Source organism: Pseudomonadota bacterium, from assembly GCA_039193195.1.
Classification (GTDB): domain Bacteria; phylum Pseudomonadota; class Gammaproteobacteria; order Steroidobacterales; family JBCBZW01; genus JBCBZW01.
In genome coordinates, this window is sequence record JBCCWS010000038.1 from 1 (window position 1) to 22,956 (window position 22,956).

Annotated in this window: 13 protein-coding genes; 7 read left to right on the forward strand and 6 right to left on the reverse strand. The window is 66.4% G+C overall.

Features of this window, described 5'->3' with window-relative positions:
- The 4 genes from AAGA68_21210 to AAGA68_21225 form a co-directional block, all read right to left on the reverse strand.
- A partial coding sequence (locus tag AAGA68_21210) for a formylglycine-generating enzyme family protein (GenBank protein MEM9387586.1) occupies window positions 1–2,788 on the reverse strand: 2,788 nt, incomplete at its 3' end.
- A 14-nt stretch (window positions 2,789–2,802) separates the two neighbouring features.
- The gene (locus AAGA68_21215; protein ID MEM9387587.1) at window positions 2,803–3,777 is read right to left on the reverse strand and encodes a MoxR family ATPase; all 975 of its coding nucleotides are present in this window, start codon (window positions 3,775–3,777) and stop codon (window positions 2,803–2,805) included.
- Window positions 3,778–3,784: 7 nt separating this feature from the next.
- Window positions 3,785–5,203, reverse strand: coding sequence for a toll/interleukin-1 receptor domain-containing protein (locus AAGA68_21220; GenBank protein MEM9387588.1), 1,419 nt, complete (start codon window positions 5,201–5,203; stop codon window positions 3,785–3,787).
- A gap of 213 nt (window positions 5,204–5,416) precedes the next feature.
- Window positions 5,417–5,584 carry a hypothetical protein gene (locus tag AAGA68_21225; GenBank protein ID MEM9387589.1) on the reverse strand — a complete coding sequence of 56 codons (168 nt, stop codon included), beginning with the start codon at window positions 5,582–5,584 and terminating at the stop codon, window positions 5,417–5,419.
- A gap of 45 nt (window positions 5,585–5,629) precedes the next feature.
- Between AAGA68_21225 and AAGA68_21230 the strand changes: the two genes are divergently transcribed.
- The 3 genes from AAGA68_21230 to AAGA68_21240 all read left to right on the forward strand — a co-directional run bounded on the left by AAGA68_21230 (window position 5,630) and on the right by AAGA68_21240 (window position 10,410).
- On the forward strand, window positions 5,630–6,985 hold the full coding sequence (locus tag AAGA68_21230) for a sigma-54 dependent transcriptional regulator (protein MEM9387590.1): 1,356 nt from the start codon (window positions 5,630–5,632) through the stop codon (window positions 6,983–6,985).
- The gene (locus AAGA68_21235) at window positions 6,982–8,289 is read left to right on the forward strand and encodes an ATP-binding protein (GenBank protein MEM9387591.1); all 1,308 of its coding nucleotides are present in this window, start codon (window positions 6,982–6,984) and stop codon (window positions 8,287–8,289) included. The genes AAGA68_21230 and AAGA68_21235 overlap by 4 nt, the downstream gene beginning before the upstream one ends.
- 213 nt (window positions 8,290–8,502) lie before the next feature.
- The gene (locus AAGA68_21240) at window positions 8,503–10,410 is read left to right on the forward strand and encodes a M1 family metallopeptidase (GenBank protein ID MEM9387592.1); all 1,908 of its coding nucleotides are present in this window, start codon (window positions 8,503–8,505) and stop codon (window positions 10,408–10,410) included.
- 55 nt (window positions 10,411–10,465) lie between these two features.
- Here the strand turns inward: AAGA68_21240 and AAGA68_21245 are convergent, their stop codons facing one another.
- A complete protein-coding gene (locus tag AAGA68_21245) occupies window positions 10,466–11,365 on the reverse strand; it encodes a hypothetical protein (GenBank protein ID MEM9387593.1) in 900 nt (299 codons plus the stop codon).
- Between the two features lie 183 nt (window positions 11,366–11,548).
- On the opposite strand from AAGA68_21245, the gene AAGA68_21250 reads away from it, so the two are divergent.
- Together AAGA68_21250 and AAGA68_21255 are read left to right on the forward strand one after the other, a co-directional pair.
- Entirely contained in the window at window positions 11,549–13,819 is a 2,271-nt protein-coding gene (locus AAGA68_21250; GenBank protein ID MEM9387594.1) for a transglutaminase domain-containing protein, read from the forward strand.
- Window positions 13,816–17,997: a VWA domain-containing protein gene (locus tag AAGA68_21255; protein MEM9387595.1), complete on the forward strand. Its 4,182-nt coding sequence runs from the start codon at window positions 13,816–13,818 to the stop codon at window positions 17,995–17,997. The genes AAGA68_21250 and AAGA68_21255 overlap by 4 nt, the downstream gene beginning before the upstream one ends.
- Here AAGA68_21255 and AAGA68_21260 read toward each other — a convergent pair whose 3' ends face one another.
- Window positions 17,998–18,624, reverse strand: a complete 627-nt coding sequence (locus tag AAGA68_21260) for a response regulator transcription factor (protein ID MEM9387596.1) — start codon at window positions 18,622–18,624, stop codon at window positions 17,998–18,000.
- Window positions 18,625–18,742: 118 nt separating this feature from the next.
- Between AAGA68_21260 and AAGA68_21265 the strand changes: the two genes are divergently transcribed.
- On the forward strand, window positions 18,743–20,521 hold the full coding sequence (locus tag AAGA68_21265; protein MEM9387597.1) for a hybrid sensor histidine kinase/response regulator: 1,779 nt from the start codon (window positions 18,743–18,745) through the stop codon (window positions 20,519–20,521).
- Window positions 20,522–20,555: 34 nt separating this feature from the next.
- Entirely contained in the window at window positions 20,556–22,925 is a 2,370-nt protein-coding gene (locus tag AAGA68_21270) for a tetratricopeptide repeat protein (GenBank protein MEM9387598.1), read from the forward strand.
- Window positions 22,926–22,956 lie beyond the last annotated feature (31 nt).

The window sequence follows — 22,956 nt, forward strand, 5'->3', positions numbered from 1 at the left end:
CGCCGCCGCGCGCCGTCCCGGCGCGGTCACTCGGGGGACCTGCGACCAGGCGGAAGCCCACGAGGTTGAAGCGGACGTCGGCGTGGCCAGCGTCACGGCAGGCGGAACGCAGGGGCCCGCCGAAGGAGTCCCACGAGCCACCGCGGAAGACGCGGTAGCCGCCAGCGTCCCCCGGGGGCGGATCGACCCGAGGATCGGTGCCGTAGGGCGCCAAGTCCGTCGCGTCCGCGCACCATTCGTACACGTTGCCGTGCATCTGGTAGAGCCCCCAGCGATTCGGACGGAAGGAGGTCACGGGCACCGTTCCTTCTCTAACACGGAAATACTGCTTGTCTCCCTGGCGGGCCGCAGCGATGGCCTCAATGGGTACGTGGAGCCAAGCCGCCCACTCAGCGTCTGTCGCCTCGCTCCCGAAGCGCTTCGCCACCTGCGATTTGGTGCTGTCGTGCTCAAGCGCGCTGCTGACGTAGTCGTAGCCGAGGAAGCGAGCATCGTCGAAGGAGAGGTGATTCCCCCAGGAGAAGGCGCTGGGCGCGCCCGCGCGGCAGGCGTACTCCCACTCGGCTTCTGTTGGCAAGCGAAACTCGAGACCTTTGACCCTGGAGTTAAGGGCGGGGAGGAAGCGCTCTTGGATATCGTCCCAACTCACATTCTCGACGGGACGCTCGTTGCCTGGGAAATGGCTGGAGTTCTCGCCAGCGAGCGCGCTCCACAGTAATTGTGGGCAGGCGGTTTCCATCATCCAGAAGCCGCGCGTAAGGGTGACGTGGTGTTGCTCCTCGCGGTCCCAGCGGCCTAACGCGTTCGGAGGAGATCCCATCTGGAACTCGCCAGGGGGGATCCAGCGCAGGCGGATCGGAGGGACGTCGCCCGCTAGTTTCACCTCCATGATCGAGTCGGGAGGGCCATCACCTTCCGTGAGCGTTGGGTAGGGGGCTCGACCCTGCGTCGGGGCGGGGAAGGTGGGGTGAAGTTGGTCGCGGTCTATCCAGGCGCCGGGGTTGCCCTTGAGGAACGCTTCGTGGGGGCCGCCAGCGGCGCACCATTGTACTTGGCGGTCGTCGTCGAGGGTGGCGATGACGCCTTCGGCCGTTTGTTCGATGCGGATGGCCCAGGGGGGTTTGGCGAGGCGCTTGCCATGGACGACGTGCATCCCCGCACTGAGGCAGAACGGGTCACCGCCGCCCGAGAGTTCCTGCTCCGCCGGGGGTTTCAGCACAGCACGCCGAAACCCTTGCGACCACGACACCTCGTCGGCACCCTCAAAACGAAACCAGCTCAACCCTGAGGGGGTGGCCTCATCGCCCTGCGTCAGCTTCAGCCGATCGCCAGCACACGTGACGGAGACCACCCCTTTGACGTCCTTCGCTGGGGTGGCCGTGAGAAAGCCCTCGGGCAACTCCACACGCCCGTGCACCGCACCGCGCCGCAGGGCCTGCTCACACGCCACGCGCAGCGACTCGTTGAGCTGCCAAAAGCGCTCATTGCCCGCCTGGCGGAAAGCCAAGCGCCGCAGCCAGGCGTCCGTATAGGCCTGATCTTCCGGCGATTGCCTGCCCCGCGCCACCTCGGCTGCCAACATGCGTTCAAAGGCTCCCTCGTCGATATCGAGGCCCAGCTCACGCGCCCAAGCGTCCTCTTCCAGCAACGTCTGTGGCGACACCCCAGGCCGCAGCGCCGCCGCCACCTCACGCAATTCATGGAGCGTGTCACGGCCCAGACGGGGCAACCCTTGCTGGTACCGCGCGCGGTGCCGCTCGAGCCCGCAGGCACCCGGCTCTTGCCACACGTCTGGGTGGTGCCACACCGCGCCCTCATCCTCAACGCTGCCCTTGAAGTAGCGGCGCCAAAAGCGCAGCAGCTCCGGCGAACACCACTGCACGCCCGACAGGCAAGTCAGCATCTTCTGCGTTGCGTCTGCGGCGGGCGCCACGACAGGCTCCCACGCGAAGCAGCCATCGATCTCACCCCAGCCCTGCGACGCATCACTAGGCGACCACACGGCAATGCGCACGCCCTGGTCGCGCCAGGCGCGGAAAGTCTGGCGCCAGCGCGCGTCCTGGGCGCCCGCACAACCGAACGCCCCCAGCACCAATACCCAGGTACCGGCGCGAGGTCGAGGCCAACGCGCCCCGCCCCACAGCGTGCGTTTGTCCATGTGCAAGAGGCGATGGGTGCGAAGGCGGCTGGAGCCAAAGTGCCGCCGAAGAATCGCGCTAGCCGCCCGAAGGTCTGACCACCACGGCATGGTGAAGTAAGAGTATTCCTCGATGAGCAAGACGTCTCCGCTCTCCACCGCCGCCTCGATGGTGACGGAGCGCGTGGGCGTCTCGGCCCGCGAGAGGCTATGCAGCCATTGCGCGAGCTGTTGTTCACCAAGCGACGCGGGCGTGAGAGCGATCCCCTCCGCCGCCGCGATGAGTTGGGGCGGTTTGAGGGCCGTCAGCTCTGGATCGAAGCCTGTTACGGAGGGAACGTCGTCGATGTCGGGGGACGACGGTGGCCATTCCGGCGCTGCCGTGACCTCGACTTGCGCCGCCTCGGGCCCGACCCGCTCGATGCGCTCGATGACGCAGAACACCGACGGACTGGCCATGGCAGGACGGGGATCAGGCGGCGGTGGCTCCGGGTCCTTGCCTCCAGTCTCCGGCTCCGGCGGTGGGGGCTTTGGCGAGGCAACCCGCCTTGCGAACCCCGCTAGGCCAAGACACTCCGCGTCGGTGAGACCCGTGTCCTCGTGGCGCAGTCTCAGCAGCTCCGCGAAGGTCAATTGACTCTTGATGGCCATTCGTTGGCGCCGCGCTAGAGGGACTTCTCCAAGACTAGTTCCGAGAGTTCCGTGATGGCGGCATCGGGACCGTCAGCAAACTCGATGCCCCCGAGGGCGTTCAGCAAGTCGAGATACTCGGCCACGCCGGGGGGTTTGTGCGCTGGGGATTGCTGCTGGCGTAAGTTGACGATCGCCTCGGCTGCTTTGCGTCTCACAGGCTTCTTCACTTGGCTGGCATTACCGATCTTGCGTTTGGCGTTGGCGTCGCCAATGGACGTGAGGTAATCGATCAGGCCATCGTCTTCGGGCAGGGTCATGTCGAGCACGAGGCAACGACGCATGAAGGCAACGGGAAGCTGGCGCTCGTTGTTCGAGGTGATGAGCACGAGGGGCTTGCGAGGCATCTCGTCTTGGCCATCGATATCGTTGGGTAGGGTGAAATCACCGTTGCCCAGGATCTCCAGAAGGCCGTTGGGGAGGCGGGAGTCCGCTTTGTCGATTTCGTCGATCAGCAGGACCAGCCCCGCATCACGCTGCTTGTCGTTTCGTGGATAGAGGTAGGGGCAGGTGTCCGTACCGGCCTTCGTGCACAACGTGGCCGCCGAGCCGGGACGGTAGGCCCACCACAGCGGCCCAGGGCGAAGAAAGCGCTCGTGGGCCAACTCCGGCGGGAGTGCCGTGGCGCTGCCGCCTGCCCCCGCCGCGCCCAGCAGCTGCGCGGTGGCAAGACGGGCCACCGCGTCGAATTCCCAAAGCAGATCTGAATAGTCCGTTTGCGGCTGGGTGTTGATGCTCACAAATTGCCATTGGAGAGCGTGAGCGACGGCATGAGCGAGCTGGCTCTTGCCAACGCCAGCTTCGCCTCGCACGAGCAACGGCCGCCCTACATGCCACGCAGCGACGACGGCCTTGAAGTCCCTCGCCTTGCCCTGGTGCGCGGCGGCGGGCCAGCTCCCGGCCTTGCTGAGCGCCATGGGATTATCGAGGGGGAAATCATTTAGTTGCATGGTGCGCTCAACCATCAGGCATCAGGGTTTTGGCGAATCGTTCTACTTCATCGCGAATGTTAGCGCCATCGAGCTCCGGACACAGGGGCTGGATGGCGCCCGCGCGGCCCGATTCGATGCCCAACTCGATCACCAGCAGCAGTGGCAGCTCGAACTTGAGGCGATCTAGCGTGCTGCGGTGGTTGATCGCGCTGTCCTTCTCCACCAGCAAGAAGCGGGGCAGCCCCTCCTCGCGGTTGCTTTCCATCTGATGCCGCAGGCGACCGATCATCTCGGTGCGGTCTGCCGGAACGTCTTCGTGAGGCAGTTCGCTCTGCCAGATCAACTTGATCTGCGCATCGACAATATCGCCCCGTGCGGCTTCCGACGTCACGGTGGGGTAGCGCCCGCGACTCATCAATCGTCCGTCGCGCAACTCCATGTCACCCACCGGGTTCTCATGGGTGCGAGCGCTCAGCACGAACGCAACCTCCGTATCGCGCGGATCGGCGATGACGAGTAGCGACGGCTCGTCGTGGGCCTCCCGCAAGTGAGGAGTGAGGTCGTTGCGGAACACCGACAACAACAACAGCGCGACAAGTTCACTGAGGCGCTCCCGCATTTCCTCGACTTCAAGGGAGCGACGACGCATGTATTGGCGCAAGGCGCGCCGGCTCTGCCGCAAGCGGGTGCTGCCATCCAGCTGCATGAGCACGCGAGCCACCTGCGACTCCGTCGCCTGACGGCTGCGAAGCGCACTGACGAATTCCGTGGCGACATCCGCGTGTTGGCGAAGGAAGTCGCTCAGGGCGAACTCACACGCTAATCGGTAGTCCTCATCGCCCGGCACATCCACGACAAACTGCATGCGCTCCGCGTAGCGCGTAGCGTCCTGGTACACGCGCTCGATCTCAGTGGGCTCATCGGCGCCCGTAGGTGGCGTGGGCCCATCGAGTGCTCGGATCGGCAGGGAGGCGAGAAACTCCAGCGTAGCGGGCAGTAGCTCGATGATCTCATCGGCACGCTCTTTGTGTGCCGGGTACTTGGTGCCGAAGTCACGCCAGTAGTCGAGCTGAGTGCGTTGGTAGGTGCCTAGGAGGTAGTCGTCGAACTTCTCGACGTCTTCTGGCCAACCACCGATGGACACAAAGATCCCGTGATACTGGGGGGCCTTGTGGGCGCGGATGAACCGGGTGAGTTCTCGTAGGCACCAAACACTGCGGAAGTAGTTCTCGCTCAGCAGGAAGACGGCGAGGGGGGACGTGGTCAGGCGATGGATGAAGCCCTCGATAGCCTCGTAGCGCTCGACGCCCTCCCCGGATTCCGGCGCGTCGTCGTAGATGAGCTGCTGGCCGTTGGCCTCGAAATGCGCCTTGAGCGCTTGGCCGGCAGGCGGCAGATTGCCGGCCTCGCGGGCGTACGATACGTATGGCTTGACGTCTACCATCGAGCGTCCCTGCTGCTTGAACTGCTTAGAGTAGCGTGTTTCCTAGCGGGATGATTTCGCACTCGACCTCACTTGCAAAGCTCGCTGGAAACGCTAATTCACCCCCGCGCCACCCCTGCATGCAGCAAAACCCACTCCCTCACCGCCGAGTCCTCGTCCGTCCGCCGCAGCTAGCTGCGCAACATGAACGCCTTGTCCCCGCGCTGCCGCCCGTTACGTGATCGATGCGCCAAGCAGCCCATCCAGTGGGCTCGCCTCGCCGCCCTCACCCAGCCACGCCTGCTCCTCCTCACGCTCCAGCAGCCCGCGACGCTCCAGGTGGCGACCGGCGGGCACCTCTCGGATGACGCTCTGCACCATTTCGATATTCGAATCGGACACCCCGAGGCGTTCGTTTTCGAACAAGCGTGCGGTAGAGTCCCCGCCATGCCAGGCCAGGGAACCTTCCTCGTCATCGACGACGACGCCGACGTGCTCACCACCGCGCGTCTGCTGCTGCGCCGCCACTTCGGCCGCATCCTCACCACCGACGACCCGAGCCGCATCGAGGCCCTCATGGGCAGCGAGCGCATCGACGTCTTCCTCCTCGACATGAACTTCGCGATCGGCGACAACACCGGCGCGGACGGCCTGCGCTGGCTCAAGCGCATCCTGGAGATCGACCCCGACGCGGTGGTGGTGCTGATGACGGCCTTCGGCGATCTCGACACCGCCGTAACCGCCATGCGCGAGGGGGCCGCCGACTTCGTGCTCAAGCCCTGGCAGAACGACAAGCTGGTCGCCACCCTCGGCGTGGCCCTCGCCCTGCGCGAATCGCGCACGCGCCTCGCCGCCCTCGCCCACCCCCAGCCCATCGACGACTTCGTGGCCACGTCAGCGTCGATGCACGAGGTGCTGCGAACGGTCGAACGCGTGGCCCCCACCGACGCGACGGTGTTGATCCGCGGCGAGAACGGCACGGGCAAGGAGGTGATCGCGCGGGCCATCCACGCCTTGTCGCCGCGGGCCAACCGTCCCCTGGTCGCCGTCGACCTGGGCGCGATCCCCGAACACCTCTTCGAGAGCGAGCTCTTCGGCCACCGAAAGGGCGCGTTCACCGACGCCAAGCAAGACCGAGCGGGGCGCTTCCAAGCTGCGCAAGGCGGCACCCTGTTTCTGGATGAGTTAGGTAATCTCCCACTGGCCCTGCAGACGCGTCTCCTGCGCGTGCTGGAGAGCCGCGAGGTGGTACCGCTCGGCGCCGACACGCCCGTACCTGTGGACGTGCGACTCCTGGCGGCCACCAATCAGGATCTCGAGAAGATGGTGGCCGAGGGTCGCTTTCGCGAAGACCTGCTCTACCGCCTCAACACGATCGAGGTGCGCCTCCCGCCACTGCGTGAACGCCTCGAGGATCTGCCGCCCCTCATCGAACACCTCACCCAGCTGCACGCCCGCAAGTACCGCCTGACGGCACGCCCGCCGAGTGATGCGGCCCTGGCCGCCCTGCGCGCCCACCGCTGGCCGGGGAACGTGCGTGAGCTCTCCCACGCAGTCGAACGCGCACTGATCCTCGGCGCTGGCGATCAGTTGGAGGTACAGGACTTCAACCTCCCCGGTGCTGCGCCCGCCAGCCCGACCTCGCCACCGCCCCCCTCGGGCAACCTGAACCTCGAGGAAAACGAACGGCGCCTGGTCAAGACCGCCCTGAGCCAAGCGGACGGCAGCGTGGCCGACGCGGCCCGCGCCCTCGGCATCACCCGCGCCGCCCTCTACCGGCGCATGCGGAAGTTCGACCTGTGAAGGCGCGCCTGCGGGCCCGCTTCCGCCTCCTGGCGACCCTGCAAGCCCTGCTCCTCGGCCTCACCCTGGCCCTGCTCGGCCTCGCCCTCACCAGCACGGATCACGTGGCCGTGCCCCTGGTGCTCGGGATCATCGCCACCTTCCAGCTGATGGCGTTGGTCCGTTTCGTCGAGCGCCACGTGGAGACGCTGGAGGAGTTCTTCTCCGCGGTGAACTACGAGGACCTCGCCAAGCGCTTCGTCACAGACGATCTCGACGCCGAACTCAAGCGCGCCTTCAACCGCATCCTGGCCCGCTTCGGCGAAACCCGCGCCCAACGCGACTTGCAGGCGAACTACCTGGAAACGGTCGTACGCCACGTGCCGGTGCCCCTCATCGCGGTGCGCCACGACGGGTCCGTCACCTTCATGAACCAACCGGCGCGCCGCCTGACGGGCATCACCGCCCTCGCCGATCTCAACGAGCTCTCCGCCCTCGACCCCGATCTCGCCGAGCGCATGCAGGCGATCGAACCTGGGGATCAGCGCCTGCTGCAAACCCGCCTGCGCGGCATTCCCGCCGAGCTGCGCGTGAGCGTCGCGCAGATCCGGTCGGAGGAAGGCACCGAGCGGATTTATTCGCTGGAGAACCTCTCCGGTGAACTGAACGAGCGCGAGTCGACGGCCTGGCGCAACCTCATCCGCGTGCTCACCCACGAGATCATGAACACGCTCACGCCCGTCACCTCCCTGGCCAACACCTGCGATGAGATGTTGGGGGAAGAGGACTCGATCGACGATGTGCGCGAGGCGATTCAAACCATCGCCCGGCGCAGCGAGGGCCTCATGGGTTTCGTCGCACGCTACCGCGAGGTGCTGCGGGTGCCCCGGCCCAAGGTGGAACGTCTGTCCGTGCACGAGGTGCTTCAGGCAGCGGTGCGCCTTAGCGACGACAAGCTGCGCGGCGTGGACGTGCAGCTATCGGTCACGCCCGAGGGCTTGCAGGTGAACGCCGACCCGCAGCTGCTGGACCAAGTGCTGATCAACCTGCTGAAGAACGCGACCGACGCCCTGGCCAGCGTCGATGGCCCACGGCTGGAGCTCACCGCCCGACTGCACCACGGACGCGTGATCATCGAGGTGACGGACAACGGCCCCGGCATCTCGAAGGAGGCGCTGGAGCAGATCTTCGTGCCCTTCTTCACCACCAAGCGCGAGGGCAGCGGTATCGGCCTGAGCCTCAGCCGGCAGATCATGAGCGCCCACGGCGGCGCGATATCCGTCAGCAGCGGGGAGCACGGCACCCAGGTCACCCTGGCTTTCTAGTGTCCTGTCCCGTAAGTTCGTTGAAGAAGTCGCACGGGGCTTTTTGCTCCTAGGCGCGGCGCGAGGACGAGCGTGGCAGGCCCCACGGGAGGAGGAGCAACGTGCCTAGGGGTAAAAAGTACCCGCGAATTCTTTAACGAACTTACGGGACAGGACACTCGGGCGCATCGGGCAAACTGTCGCGCTACGCTACGTTCGCCCCCGGAGACCCACGTGCCTCGACTTCTGCGCGCCTCACCTGCCGTCCCCGCCTCCCTGCTACTCGCCGCCGCCCTCACCGGCTGCGCGGGTGACCCGCCGGCGGCACCGCCACCGCCCGCCCTCACGGAGACGGCGGCGGTGGAAGACGTACACAGTGCGGCGTCGACGACGCCCTTCCTCACCGACCACCTCGCCCTCGACCTCACGGTCGATTTCGAGCGCAAGGTGCTCGAAGGCTCGGCGACGCTCCACCTGGAGCGCACCGGTGAGGGCAACGAGCTGGTACTGGACACGCGCGAGTTGGTGATCAGCGACGTGCGCGCGGCTGACGGCGACGGGCCCCTGGCGTCTGTCCCCTTCACGGTCGGTGAGTTCGACACCGTCATGGGCGCGGCGCTCACGATCACCGTCCCGGACGACGCCGACCGGGTCGAGGTCGCTTACCGCACCTCGCCCAGCGCCTCAGGCTTGCAGTGGCTGGAACCGCGGCAAACGGCCGGCCAACGCCACCCCTTCCTCTTCAGCCAGGCCCAGGCGATCCACGCGCGCAGCTTCGTGCCGCTGCAGGACACGCCCGCCATCCGCTTTACCTACGAGGCGACCGTTCGCGTAACTCCGGGGCTGCGCGCCGTGATGAGTGCGAACAACACGCCCGACCTAGCCGAGGATGGCGTCTACCGCTTCGAAATGCCCCAGCGCATTCCCTCCTACCTCCTGGCCATCGCCGCCGGCGACCTGGAGTTCAAGGCGATGGGGGAGCGCACGGGCGTCTACGCCGAGGCCGAGTTGCTGGATGCCGCGGCCGACGAGTTCGCCGACACGGAGCGCATGCTCGAACTCGCCGAGCAGGCCTACGGCCCCTACCGCTGGGGCCGCTACGACCTGCTGATCCTGCCGCCGAGCTTCCCCTTCGGCGGTATGGAGAACCCGCGCCTGTCCTTCATCACGCCGACGGTGATCGCCGGCGACCGCAGCCTAGTGGCCTTGATCGCTCACGAGCTGGCCCACTCGTGGTCCGGCAACCTCGTGACCAACAGCAACTGGGCGCACCTGTGGATGAACGAAGGCTTCACGACCTACCTCACCAACCGCATCATGGAGCGGGTGTACGGCTCGCGCCGCTACCGCATGGAGATGGCGCTGGGCTACGCGGACCTGCAAGGCTCCCTCGCGTCGATGGACGCGAGCATCACCCGCTTGGTGATGCCTGAGGCCGGTGGCGATCCCGACGCCGCGTTCTCGGACATCCCCTACGAGAAGGGCGCCCTGTTCCTCTACGAGCTGGAACAGCGCCTGGGTCGCGCTACCTTCGACGCCTTCCTCCTCGACTACTTCGACCGCTTCGCCTTCCAGAGCGTGGACACGGACACGTTCATGGCCCACATGGACGGCACGCTGCTGGCGGACTACGGCGACGTCCTCGACCGCGATCGCATCCTCGAGTGGATCTACGAACCCGGGCTGCCCGAGGGCGCCCCGACCCCGCGCTCCGACGCCTTCGATCGCATCGACGCCGTGCGCGACGAATGGCTGGCCGGCGACACGCCTGCCGCCGACATCGCCACCTCCCAGTGGACCTATCACGAATGGAAGGCGTTCCTCGACGGCATGCCGGCGAGCTTGAGCCCCGAACAGCTCACGGAGCTCGACGAGACCTTCGGCTTGACGGAGGCGACCAACAACGAGATCGCCTTCTCCTGGCTGATGATCGCGATCCGCAACGGCTACGCCGATGCGGACGCGCGCCTGGAAAGTTTCCTCATCACGGTGGGGCGCAACAAGTTCGTGCGCCCCCTCTACCAGGCGATGGTAGAGGCTGATCGACGCGAGGAAGCGCAGCGCATCTTCGAGGCGGCCAAGCCCGGCTACCACCCCCTCACGGTGAAGGTGAACGGCGCGGTGGTGTACGAGGACACCTAAGGCGGCAGCCGGCCGGCGCCGGAGGCCACCGTCGCGGCGGTGGCCCTCGGGCGCCTCACATGCCGAACATGCTCCGCTCCTCGCAGTCCGGGTAGTAGTCGGCGTCACCGCTGCGCACGTCGACCACATCGGTCACCTCGCCGGACTCGAAGTCTTCAATCCGCACCGGGTACTTGCCGGCCAGTTCATCGCTCTCGAAGACAGCGATCATCGACGTATCCATGACCGCCCCGCCGCCCATCTGGTCGAGGAACTCGCGGTAGGCGGCCATCATGCCTTCCATGGCATCGCGCACATCGCGCGCGCCCTTCAGGCGCTTGGTCGGCGCCATCCACAGGCGCTGGGCGACGGTGCCGCGCGAGTCGACCACCTCGTAGCCCTCGCCCCGATAGCCGTTCACGTCGACGGCCTCGCCCGTGGCGCGCACCTCGTAGGACAGGGGTTCACTGAGGCCACGACCGCCCATGAACTCGCGCATGGCACGCGCTTCCTCCTCGGTCATCTCACCGTCGCGACGGGCCTGCTCCATCGCCTCCTCGATCGCGGCGCCCGCCTTACCCATGGCTTCCGCGAAGCGTCCGCGGTTGCGTCGCTGCTCCGCGCGCGGCGCCGTCGCGGGACGTTCCGCCACGGATAGCTTGCGGCAGATGTTCCCCTCCAGGGAGACGATCGCCTGCTCGCGCTGTTGGAAGATCGTCGTCTCGAGCAGCTCGCCCGCCTCGAAGGGCACCGGGTTCGCCGAACTCCCCGCCCCACCCGCCGCCGACGCGGACGCCGCCCGAGCACGGGGGCCGCGCTCGTCGATCCGCAGGTCGCCTGCTGCGTTGGCAAAGGTATGGGTTTGCGCGACGACCACGCCGCCCTGGCGCGTCTGGGTCACGATCTCGGCCGCGAACACGGTGGTTGTGGTGATCATCATCAACATCGCGAAGGATGCGTTAGCGCGTAGGGTCATGTCAGCCTCCTTTCTGGTGGGACTCACGCTACGAAGGCAGTCCGCCCCAGGCAACTAGCCGATTTGCACTAGCGCACCAATAATCAACAACCTACAGCACCCCTAGGGCACCTGTACTAACGCGATACGCAGCATGCCTGGCCTAGACTTTTCGCCATCGTGAACTGCAGCAGGGCAGCTGACATGCACTACCAGCCAGCACGCGTCATCCTCCCGGTCCTCTCGATGGGCCTACTACTAGTCGCTCCGGTCGCGCTTGGCGATCAAGCCGTCGACGCCCTACGCAGTGACTACTACACCGATGTGTTCGAAGCCGTATCGACGAGCATCGCCTACGAACCCTATTCGGGTGCCCAACGCGGCCCGGCACAAACCGCACGCAGCCGCGCTGGCAACGCCTTGGATCAATCGGTCCTGCTCATCGAGGCCCTGGGCGACAGCGTCCATGCCGCACGCATCGCCGTCGGACGCCTGCGCGATCCAGCGTTAGTCCAACTGCTGGGGGCGACGAGCCCGCACCTGCCCTCCCACCTCGGCATCGATCACCCGGGCGCGTACGACCCTATCAACGACGACGCCACCCAGAAGATCGCGCGCGACCACGCCTGGGTGGAGGTGCAATTGGATGAAGGTGACGACTGGCTCGCCCTCGACCCCTCGTTCCCCCACGCCGAACCGGGCGACAGCTTCGCCACCGCCACGCGCCACTACGATCGCCTGCCCGACGCGTCCCACCAACGCCTCACCATCACCTGGATGCAGACCACGGCCGATGGCCGCCAGCAACGGCTGGGGCGAATCCAAGGCACGGTGGCCGAGTTGGCGACTGCGCCGATATCGCTGGTGGTGCGCGCCATTCCCCAGTTCGCGCCATTGGCGAGCGAGGAAGCACCCCCGGCCAGCGAGGGCCTGATCTCGGGCACGCCGGGGTCCTTGCTCGGCGGCGGTGGACTCGGTGGCGGTGGTCGCCCAACCGCGCCGCCGAACGAACCTGCTAGCGAGACCGGCGCCGAGCCTGTGACCGATGAGGACCGTGCCGTCGTCGGGCTCGAGTACCGGCGCGAGGCGAGCTACGCGGGTCAAGCGCCCAAGGCCTTGGCGCCCACGCCCGTCGTGTTCGACGACGCCGGCTCCCACCTCACCCGCGAGTGGCTGGCGATCGAGCTCCGAGTGCCCGGGCAGCCCGTCCGCCGCCTCACCCGCGATCTCTTCGTGGCGCAGGACGCCAACGATCGACCACCTGCCGTGCGCCGCTACAGCGTCGCTGTGGTGGCGGGTACGCTGACCCGTGAGGCCTTCGAGGCCCAGCGCAGCCTGCTGACGGCCGATGCCGTCGCCACCGCCCGCGCGGAGCTTACGACCCTGCAAGGTGAGACCGACGACGCCGCAGCTGCCTTGAGGCTGATGCAACTGGAAGCGTCCCAGGCCATCACCCCCCACCTGATCAACTTGGCCTTCGCCAGCGAGTCCGACACTCTGTCGGCGCGCCTGGCACGACGCGCCGGCGTGCGCCTGGTGCACGATGTGCCGCGCATCCTCATCACCTCCGCACACACCGATGTGGACGAGGCATCGGCGGTCGATGCCGAGCTCACCCTCGATCTTCGCCTCGATGAGTTGCGCGCCATTCCCTTAGGCGGCATGCCCCGTGGCGCCGCCGCTTTGTTCCAGCGCGCTCGGGGCATGCAGGAATCAGCGCTCGAGGGCCGCGTGTTGGCGCGCTTCGTGGAGGATCCCAGTCAGGTGATCACCACGGCGCGCATGATGGACATCGCCCAACGCGAGGGCCAGGAACTCCTGCTCCTCACCGTCGACGACCCGTCGGCCGCCGCAACGCTCGCCAGCCTTACACCCACGGTCCGAGGTCGGGTGGAACGCACGCTCCAGCGCGAGCACCAAGTCATCATCCCCGCTAGCCCCGTCGCGATCGGCGACACGGAGGTGTGGGGATGGTGGGACGTCGACCCAGCCACCGGCGCCTTCGTGGGCGTGATGGAGAGTGGCCAGCATCAGGCGATGGCGCAGTACTCGGTCACGCTGGAGAAGATCGGCGTCAACGATGCCATGGGCTACGTGCTCGGTGCCCTCACCGGCTCGACGGCCACCATGACCCTCTACTCCGCCAAGATGCTGGAGTACGGCCAGGTCACGCCGCAGCTCATCGCCGAGGTGGCGGCGGGCATCGAACGGCTCACCTGCGTCACCTGCCCGAGCTTCGAGGTGGTGGTCTCGCCGCTCGCGGCCTCGGCGAGCGTCGAGTCCCCGTGCTTCGAGCAGACCGGTGTGGGCATCGGCACCGGTGGCGGCGTCAGCGGCAGTATCAGCTTCTGCGAGAACTACAAGCTCGGCATCTCCTGCGCCGCGAGCCTGATGCTCGGCACCTTCGAAGTGGAAGGTGACGTGGAGATCGGACCCAATATAGATCTTGACCTTGGCCCCCTGAGCTGCGAATGAACACCTTTACCTCGCTGACCGCTTCACTGCTCGCGACCCTGGCGCTCATCGCCCCCGCACACAGCCAGACCGCGGGCGCGATCGGCACTGAGACAGAGCCCAACGACCGAGCGCAGAACGCGAGCGCCTTTGATACCACGATGCCCCTGCAGGGCGTCCTCACCAGCCAAAATACGGACTACTTCCGCTTCTCTCTCAGCGACACCGACACCCACCGAGACATCCTATTCTCCCTGGACCAGGACATCCGCACGGACACCTGCCTGCTCGAGAGCGACGGCACCCGCATCAAATGCCTACGCGGCAAGCAGCATGGCTTTCGCGGCGTCACCCTCAGCGGAGAGTTCGTTGTCTCGATCTCCGGGGTGACCAAGCTGGAAGCGCCCGTGGGCTACACCTTGGCCGTGAGCGCCCCCGTGACCAACCGGGCGGGACACGAGGTGGAACCGAACGACCGCACGACGGACGCCACGCGCGTGGGCGGCACGCCCATGACCGTATCGGCCACCCTGTCTTTCGGCGACAAAGACCTCTTCCGCTTCTCTATCCCAGGACCGCGCCGCCACTGGCGCATCGCGGCCATCGGCGAGAGCATCAATGGCGTGGAGTTGCTCACGAGCGGTGGCGTCTCCCTGCAAAAGCGCTCGGGGAAGCAGCCGCTGGCGCTGGATGACCTGTTCTTGCCCCCTGGCGACTACCTACTCACCACCGTCCCCAGCAGCAAGGCAGAAGTGGGCGCCTACGAGGTGACGATCACCCCCACCGAAACGGCGCTTGGCACGGCCTACGAAGAGGAACCTAACGACACCAAGGGGCAAGCCCAGCGACTCGTAATCGGCAGCGACTTCACAGGAAGGCTCAGCCGCCGTGACACGGACATGTACCGCTTTCACCTGCCAGGACGTGCGCGCGTGCGGGCGGTGGCCACGGCCACGCCGGGCAGTCAGCTCAACCTCAGCCTCGACGGCAAGCGGGTCGCGGCGAGCACTGGAGAGGAGGAGCAAGTGGTCTTCGAGGGCACGGTCCACGGCGGTGATCACTTGCTGCGCCTGCGCGGGCGTTCCGCCGGTGTTGACGAATATCGCTTGCGCATTGACCTGCTCGACCCGCTCGCCGCGGACGGCGCCGAACTCGGCGACGTGGCCCTGGCGATCGTCGGGGAGTTGCCCACCTTCGGTGCCTATCATCCCCTCGGTCAGCGGGTGCGCCTAGCACTAGAGGTGCACAACACGGGGGGGAGCGCGCAGCGCTTGAACGTGCTAACGCAGACGAGTGCCGTGGGCTGGCGCCTGCGGGCAGCGTCAGAGACCTTGGACCTCGGACCCAGCGAACGCACGCAAATCGACCTGGTGCTCGATGTGCTGCCCGACGCCAGGACCGACACGCCGGTCCTTGTAAGCGTAGGCGTTCGCCACGCCGACGGCGCCATCGCCAGCACCTCGACGGTGACCCAAGCGGCCTGTGGGGCACCTCCGGTCAACGCCCGACGCCTGTGGTCGCTGCCGGAGGCACTGCTCGGTGGCACCAACGCGGCGTGGTCCGGCCTTGGCGCCACCATCGTGGACGAGACCCGGCACAGCGCCGCCGGCATAGACGGCATCGTCACGCGCACCACCGGCGCCTGGCTGGCCCGACCCGGGGACTTCACCGTGGACCTCGCGGGTACCCAGGCGCTGACGGTGCTCGGCACGGTGCTGCACCCGACCGGCTCCAGCAAGCTAGGCGTGCAACTGCGCCGCTTCGAGCTCCTACTCTCCGACGACGGCAACCACTACCGCTCCGTCTTGAGCGGTGACCTGCAGGCGGATGCGGTCGAGCAGGCCTTCGTGTTGCCTTCGCCCGAAAGCGCACGCTTTGCGCGCCTGCGCTTAATCGACAACATCGCCGAAGACGGCGGCGCGATCGGCTTTGGCGAGTGGAAGCTCATCGTCGCCGAGTCCCCTCGGGAGATCCTCAGTGGTCCAGTCAATATCGCGGATCATGCCGTCGGCGGGCACACGGTGTACTCACTCCCCTACGTCGGGAGCGGCTGTTGCCACACTACCTTCAACACTGAGAAGCTCGACGGACAGTTCACCGGCTCCGGCACTCCCTACGAGTGGGTGATGGGGTTCCGCGACAACCGTGCCGCACGCATCGAACGCCTGCAGTGGCGCGATGGCGAGAACACCGGCGACAGCCGACGCGCAGTTCGAAAAGTGAGCGTTTCCATTAGCATGGAGAGTCCGGTGGGACCGTGGACCGACCTCGCCGAATGGACGCTGAATCGGCAGCAGCCAGATGTGGCTGACTTGCCCCTGGCGGCGCCGGTGTGGGCGCGCTTCGTGCGCTTCGTGGCGGCACCGCAAGAAGGCACGGTGCCCCACACACCCGCCCAAATTCGTATCTTCGAGGTGGCGTCCGACGCTAACTATCTCTCAGTGGTCGGGGAATGGGGGCACGGGGCCGCCGATGGTCCCTACGAGCGCCAGCTGCCTCAGGCGACGCCGACACCGCCCACCAGCGCCGACGCCGGCGATTCGAAATCGCAGGCCACTCCCCTTTTCCCTGGCGATCTGGCGAGCGGCACAGTCCTCGTGGGTGAAGATGATGACTGGTACGCGGTCACCGTCGCCGAAGGCAACAATCAGCTCCGCTGGCGCTTTCGCACGGCACAGGCGATGGAATACGCCTTCGCACTCGTCGACGCCGAGGGCTTGGCGCTTCGGACAGAGCGACGTCATGTCGACGACGCCCTAGAAGTCACCGCCACAGTCGCCCCTGGCACTTACTACCTGCACCTCTACGAGCCGCCCCGCTCGGTGATCTTCTCCTGGGACACGAGCGGCAGCGTGGGGCCCTACTACGACGTCATCGATCACACGATGAAAGCCTTCGCGGCGGGCGTGCGAGACGGGCGCGAGGAGGTGAACTTGGTGCCTTTCAACGATCCCGCGCCGTCGCTGATGCTAGAGGAGTGGAGCGGCAACGCCTTCGAGGTCTCCGCCACCATCGTGAACTCCGATCGACGCTTCGGCTCCAGCAATGCCGAGTCCGCCCTGATCCTCGCCAGCGATGAGCTCTCCAAACGCGATGGCACGCGCGCGGTGCTGTTCATCACCGACGCGCAAACCGATGGCCTGCGCCAGACGGGCGACCTATGGCGACTGCTCGGGGAGGTGCGTCCCCGCGTGTTCTCCTTCGAGCTGAGTTCGAAAGGCAATGCCGTTCCCCAGGACATGATGCAGAACTATGCCGCAGTAAATCAGGGTTTCTACGATCTCGCGCTGACCGCCGGCGATCTGCAGATCGGCTTCGACCGCGCGATCTGCATGCTGCGTCGTGCGAAGGACTACCAGGTGGCCTTGAGCGTAGAGCAAGTGGATCCGCCCGAGCCCGGCGCCTTGCTCGTCAAGGCGCAGTCGCCTGCGGCCAATCAGCGGGTCGCGGCGGGCGATGCGGTGGAGGTGATCGTCGATGCCTCCGGCAGCATGTACAAGAAGCTGGGGGATCGCTTCCGCTATCAGATCGCCGCCGACGTGCTGGATGACCTCCTCGTCAATGATCTCCCGGACGGTATCGGATTTGCCCTGCGCGCCTTCGGCAATCGCGAGGCCAGCAGCTGCCGGACGGACCTCGAAGTCCCCCTCGGCGCCCTAGATCGAAGCGCTGCACGAGCGGTGGTCGCGGACATCACTCCCCAGGCCTTTGCCTACACGCCCATCGCCGATGCGATCGCTAAGGTGCCCCAGGATCTCGCCCAGGCCACTGGACGCAAAACCGTTGTGCTAATCACCGATGGGGAGGAGTCCTGCGATGGCGACGTAGAGGCACAGATCAACACCTTGCGCAGCGCAGGCGTCGATGTGCAGCTGAACGTGATCGGCTTCGACTTCGACGCGCAGGACACGCAGGCTGCAAGGGCCACCTTCCAGCGCTGGGCAGCTCTCGGCGGTGGCAGCTATTTCGATGCAGCAAGCGCCAGCGAACTGGCGCGCTCGCTCACCCTCGCCACCCGTGTGGTGGTCCCCTTCGAGGTGAAGGCCGACGACGGAGTCACGGTGGCGGCCGGCACCGTAAATGGCGAAGAGATCCCCCTACCGCCAGGTCGCTATACAGTGCACTTCGCGGACGACGCGTACGCACCGCGGAAGACGCAGATCAGCAGCGGGGCGACAAGTTCCTTAGTACTCGACTAGTCAGCTGAAGCCGCGAGAGGCCGCGTAGGAAGCGGCTGCTGAGCGAGAGTTAAGGCCGAGCGCCTTAAGCATCGCCGAGACGTGGATGCGCACGGTGTAGGGCGACAACCCGAGCTCGCGCGCGATCTCCTTGTTCGACTGCCCGCGGGCGATGAGGCGCAACACGTCCAGCTGGCGAGCGGAGAGGGAGGCGAAGGGGTCTGCGCCGGCCTCCTGCTGGGGCTGTGGCGATACGCGCGTGGAGCTCTTGAGCACCACCGTTTCGCCCTCCATCACCTCCACGATAGCCGCCGAGATGTTCTCTGGGCGCACGGCCTTGGAGACAAACCCGTTGATGCCCATGCTCATGATGTCGCGGATCTCAGCCTCATCTTGCAGCATGGAGATCACCACGATGGGCGTGAGAGGAAGTTGCTGGCGTAAGGTTCGCAGGTCCTTGCGGTGATCGAAGCCAGGAAAGAACAGATCGATGGTCAGCAGATCGAGCCCCTCGGCGGCGCTCAGGTGATCGCGCACGCCTGACATGTCGCCTGCCTGATCGATCGTGGCATCGGTGTAAAGACGCGAGAGCATCAGGCAGATACCTTCGCGAAACATTGGGTGGTCGTCGGCAACGAGAGCCCGCACTGCCTTACGCTCCGAAGGGTTCCAGGCTAGTGTACTGCAGCGCCTCTACCCTGCCACTAGTACGCTTGACTTAAGGCGCAGCGCCCCGCCTGTCCAGGGCCCTTGCTACTATCCTCCCATGGCGCCAGGCACCGACAACACGACCTCTGCGGGACACGCTGACACGGTGCAGGTACGCATCCAGCACTCTCTCCTGTCTGCGAACTGCGCCCTGCCCTTGGCCCTGTTCAACGCCCTGTTCGCGGGGTTGCTGGCGCTGATGATGTGGGGCGCAGTGCCGGTAGCGACGTTGCGCGCTTGGGTGGCGGTGGCGTGCCTGCTGTCCCTCAGCGACATCCTAGTCCGCCTGGTGGTGCGGCGCACAGGGGGCCCGTCCCTGCGCTGGCCAGTGCTCGCGAGCGATGCGGGCGTTGGCCTCGCCTGGCTGTTTGCTGCGCTCGCGTTCTTCCCCACCGACGTGCCCGCGCTGCAGTTCTACTTCTTGTTCTCCATCGGCGGCGCCGCCCTGTGCACCGCGGTTTACCAGCACTACTGGCTGGTCGCCTGCTTTGCGCGCATCGGGGTGGCGATGCCCGTGGCAGGCTGGCAACTGCTCACCACTGACGCATCCTTCGCTATCCTACGTGCAGCGATCTTGACTGCCGTGTGGATGGTGATCGCGTGGCTTGCCTACAAGCTTCATCAAAGCCTGCTGCAACGGCTTCAGCTCACGGCGACACGCGATGCGCTCCTGCGCCAGGTCGCCGAGAGCGCTCGCGCGCTGGATGTACTGCGCGAGGACGAGGCGCGCTCGCGGGCGGAGGCGGAGCAGGCGAACCTCGCCAAGTCGCGCTTCCTCGCCCACTCGAGCCACGACCTGCGTCAGCCCCTGCACGCCATTCGCCTGCTGCTCGAAACGGTTGACGACAGCACCCTGGACGAGGCGTCAGTCCACGTGATCGAGCGCGTACGCCACTCCACGGATGCCTTGGGCAAGCTATTCGACTCGCTCTTAGACCTCACGCTGCTCGATACGGGCCAGGTGTCCGTGCAACAGCGCGACGTCAACGTACGTGAGCTGCTGATGGAGGTGGCGGATGACTTCGCCGAACTCGCGCGGTCGAACGAGGTGGCCCTCGAAGTGCAGGCGACGGCCCACCAAGCGGCTGCGGACCCGACCGTGCTCCGGCGCATGGTGCAAAACCTGGTCGCCAACGCGATTCGTCACACCCCTAGGGGCACGGTGCTGTTGCGAACCCGCGAAATGAGCGGCCAACTGTGGCTCGACGTAGAGGACACGGGGTCGGGGGTCGCCGCTCAAGACCAGGAACGGATCTTCGAGGAGTTCACACGCATCGCCGACGCGACGGCGGGACAATCGGGCGAGCGGCTCGGCCTTGGCCTTTCCATCGTCAGTCGCTTGGCGCGCTTTAGCAACGTCTCCGTCACCCTCGACTCTGCCCCCGGTCGCGGCAGCCGCTTCACGCTCGGCCCCTTCCATGCACACTTACCGCATGGCGCCCCAGTAAACCCTGCGGCATTGGCCGCCGCCTCCCTTGCCGGCCAGCGTGTCGTTGTGCTCGACGACGATGCGGAAACCCTCGAAGCAACCGGTCGCCTGCTGAAGAAATGGGGCCTCGCCGTACGCCTCGCCGATCGCGCGGAGCACCTGGGACTGGATGACGCCGATATCTTGATCTGTGATGTCGAGCTGGGGCCGGGGCCCGACGGCATCGACGTGGTGCGCCAGGCGCAGGCGGCCACGGCCTCGCGGATAAAGCCCCTGCTCATCTCCGGCAACGCCTCTGCGGCACTCAAAGCCCGCGCCCGCGCCCACGCCCTGACCTTGCTACATAAGCCTGTTCAGCCAGCACAGCTGAAATCTGCAATACTCACGCTCGTCGGCAATGATGAATAAAAACTGACCTCGCTCGAGGCGATCCAGGCACGCCATGGCACGAGAATCCGGCGCGTCGCGCCCTGCAGACTCCATCAGCTCCGATCTCGGCGCCCTGCGCGAGATGGAAGACGCCCAGTCGCAGCTGGGGTGGTCCTGGCAATTCGCCCTCATTATCGTGCTCGTCGCCGCCTTCGTTGCGCTCGCCTGGTTCGGGCGCACGCAGAGCCAGGCAACGTTCCCCGTGGTGTTCAACGCAGGCGTCTCCGCGGGGGCACCCGCAGCGCCCGCGTGGATGGCACCTGCGCTCGAGCAGGCCCTATCCGCCACCCTGCACGCCGGCGAACAACTGCGCCTGGTAGAGCGCTCCACCTCGGGCAGCAGCTTCTCCCAATTCGGCCGCGCCGGCGCTGGATCCGTGCCCGGCGCCGCACGCTGGCAGGTGCGCGCGATCATCACCACCAGCGCCGCAAGTTCGCAGACCGCCACCGTGGACCTCGAACTGAAGGAGCTCTATGGAGACGGGCTGTTCACTACCCGCATCACCGGCGCCAGCAGTGCCATCAGTGATCTCGCGCTGCGCAGCGCCGAACAACTCTACGCGTGGCTCGACGTCGGCGCGGCTACTCGCGAACAGCTCGACCTCGCCCGGGGGGAGATCCCGGATACGGCTGCGAGCGAGGCTTTCGGCGAAGGCGTGGCCGCCCTGCAAAGCGGACGCGGCCGCGAAGCACTGGCTCACTTCCAGCTAGCCGATCGCTTGGCTCCCGACAATGCCGCCATCATCGACGGCCTGGCCGACACCTGGTCCCTACTGGGTTACGCGAGCAACGCCGTGCGCGAGTCTGGCCGCGCATTCCGGGCCGCCGCGCCCCTCTCGCGCCAACGCCAGCTGGAGCTCGAGGCTCAGCTCGCCCAGCGCAGCGAGGACTGGCCGCGTGCCGAACAAGTCTTTTCGGCGCTGAAGGAGTTTCACCCGAACAAGCTCGACTACCACCTTGCGCTGGCAGAGAGCCTAGCCAGTCAGGATAACGGTGAGGGCTTTGAAGCCCAGATTTCCGCGGCGCGACGCCTGCCAGCCCCGGCGGGGGACGACCCGCGCATCGATCTCTCCGAAGCCTGGTACTGGTACAACGTGGGCGACTACCGCCGCTGTTTGGATCTCACGGTGGATGCACGCGACAAGGCCACCGCCCAAACCAATGATCACGCCCTTGCTGAAGCCCTTGTAGCCAGCGGTCGTTGTGACGACAACTATGACCCCAAGGCCCTACTCGAAGCCCGAGAGATCTTCCAGCGCCTCGACATCCAGTCGCGCGAGCCGGAGATCCTGCGACAACTTGCCAGCCACGAGTACGCACAGGCCAACATGCAGGGCTACCTGAACTACCTAGAACAATCTGTAGCACTCTCCAAAGCCATGGGCAACGAGCCCCAGCTCGCCGCCTCCAACAACTCCCTCGCCGTGGCCTACGATCTGCACGGCTGGCTCGGGCGAGGCCTAGCGCTGAAGCAGCAAACGGCGGCCTACCAACTCGAGCGCGGCAACAAGAAGCGCTACGCGATCTCCCTAGAGAACATCGGCGTCTCCCTGTTCAAGCTCGGCCGCTACGAGCAAGCGCTGCAGGTCATCGATCAGTCAGAGACTGTGTTCGCCGAGGTGGACGACCGCATCGGTATCGCGTGGCTACCGTATCGCCGCGGTCAAATCGCCCTGCGCCAGGGCCAGCGCGACCTGGCCCGTGAGCTGATGGAGCAGGCCAAGGCGAACGCCGAGGAGCGGCCCGAAGGCAACCTGGCGCTGGAGGCCTCTTACGAACTCGCGATGAACGACTTTTTTGGGGGTGACCTAGGCGCCGCGCACAACGCCATGAGCGCCATCGCCAAGACCTTCTCCGATCTAGGACTCAGTGCGAGCGTGGCCGAAGCAGAGGTTGTGCTTGCCCGCATCGCCGCGCAACGTGGTCAGGCGGAGCAGGCCCGCGCCCACCTGGAGGCGGCCAGCACTGCGCTAGATGAGGGCGCTGCTTACTTCGCCCTCTCCATCGCGATCGAGAACGCCAACTTCGACCTGTTGAGCAATGCCTCGGCACGCACAGCGGCATGTCGCCACCTCGAAGCCTTGAGCGACGGTCAGGAACACGGCGTTTACCGGCTGCGCGCGTTGGCGCGCATCGCCATTTGCCGGGCCGAGCAAGACGTGCAAGAGGCTCTCGCGCGCCTGGATGAGGTGCGCGATCAGGCGACCGCCCTAGGCCTGTTCGAGGTGATACTCACCGAAGCGGTGGCGCGGGCTGCCGTGCTCGAGGCTTCCGGCGACAGCGGGGACTCACGCGAGCTACTGGCGAGCGTCGCGCACAGGAGCGCGCAAGCGGACTGGGGAGCACGCCCCCTACCCGATCAGTATCGCCGTTTGGCGAACTGACCCCGCGGCGGCGATGCGCAACACCAGACCG